General features: G+C 69.3%; 1 protein-coding gene. It reads right to left on the bottom strand.

Annotation, left to right across the window (positions count from 1 at the left end; genetic code table 11):
* Positions 1-144: 144 nt before the first annotated feature.
* Entirely contained in the window at positions 145-1,518 is a 1,374-nt protein-coding gene (locus IRX98_RS22350; RefSeq protein ID WP_224280552.1) for an IS1380 family transposase, read from the bottom strand.
* Positions 1,519-1,639: the final 121 nt, after the last annotated feature.

The following is a 1,639-nucleotide window of genomic DNA, read 5'->3' as shown; positions in this document are numbered from 1 at the left end:
TCAGCCCTGATCCACCGAGGGTGATCAGGGGTCGGTGATTCCTAGTGAATGCCGGCGGGTGCGGTGGTCGGGGCATGGCTCGGTCTCCGGCCGGTGCCGGCTCTTCCACTTCGGTCCTCGGTTGCGCCGGTGTCGGCTGGGGGGTCAGGTCGCGACGATGGCTGGTGGGCCGGTCGCGGTCGACCACAGCGATTCCCAGCTGTTGGCCCAGGGCCAGTGCGTGGGCAGGTGCAGCACCATGCGCCGCCCGGTGGACGCGATCCGGGCGGGGACGTTGATGATCCTGGTCCGCAGGGTCGCCCAGCGGGCACGGTGCTGGTCGGCGGCGACGGCGGCGGCGCGGGCGATGTTGAACGCGATCACGGCGTGGGCAACCCAGGCGGCGTTGGCCGCGTACTTCCCGCTCGGCAGGTGGGCCAGCGGCCCGTCCTTGAGCTCGGCGATGACCTGCTCGATGAGCGCGTGGTCACGATGCCGCTGGTCGGCCTCGACCAGGCCCAGGGTGCTGTTGGTGATGAAGGCGTGATGGCGGTAGGTCGCGAACAGCTCACCCTGTTCGCTGCCGTCGGATGCGAGCGGTTGGAGTCGCTTCACGCGTCGAACGACCAGACGGCAGGGCACGTGTTCGGCCTTGCGGCGGCCAGTGAACGCCACGAACGGCACCTCGGCGACCTCGGCATCGCTGACCCAGCGCTGCTCGGCTTCGTCGAAGACCGCGTTCGGGTAGGCGATCGGAGTCCACGCGTCCTCATCGATGCCGGTGATCGCCTTGAGAACCGCGGGGTTCATCCGGGCGGTGACCGAGAACCACGCCTGGTGTCGGATCGCGGTCCCGATGAACGCCCACCCGTAGTAGGCCGAGTCGGCTCGCGCGAGGATCTTCGCGGTGACGCCGGCCGCGCGGGCGGTCTTAATGGCCTGGGCCAGCATTCGCCCGGCCCCGGTGGCGGAGGCGGTGTTGCCCTTGCGCAGCCGCGCACGAGCGATGACGGGTGCGGCGGTCGGTGTCGAGATCGTGGCGAGCTGGATGTTGAGTCCGCGGACCTTGCTGTAGCCGAAGGCTGCCCCTTGCTTGGCGTAGCCGTGGACCTCGCGGACGGTGTCGTCGACATCGACGAACGCGATCCCATCGACCTCACCACCGGCGAGCAACCCAGGCACGCGATCAGCGAGTCCCGCCAGCAGGCCACCGCCGGCCTTGTCGAGCTGCTGCACATGCCCGTGGGTGAAGGACCGCAGGAACGTGCCCAGCGTCGAGGGCGCCCGCACACCGGCGAACAACCGGTTCATCCCGCCGTGGCGGAGCAGGTCGAGGTCGTCGATGCTGTCGGCCCCGGCGAGCATCCCGCCCACCACGGCCGCGGTCTTCGCGGCGGCGTTCGGCGAGGGCACCGACAGACCATCAAGCAGGTCGTACAGGCCGGCGGACTCGGCCAGCCGCAGCGCCGGGACCAAGCCAGCGGTCGACACCAGGTTCGGGTCATCGAAGACAGGCCGGATCCTGTGGGAAGGTTGCACTTACGAGGTGCTCCTCTTGAGCGGTTGGAAGTCGGCGTCGCAATCGACATCCTCCCTGCTCAGGAGGGCATTCTCGTTCTACGCCACACTCACGACGCTCGCCGCGGCTGGTGGATCTGGG

Origin of the sequence: Nocardioides lacusdianchii (genome assembly GCF_020102855.1) — a bacterium.
GTDB classification, from domain to species: domain Bacteria; phylum Actinomycetota; class Actinomycetes; order Propionibacteriales; family Nocardioidaceae; genus Nocardioides; species Nocardioides lacusdianchii.
Note: the sequence above shows the minus strand (reverse complement) of the source record. Positions and strands in the feature narration are given on the sequence as shown.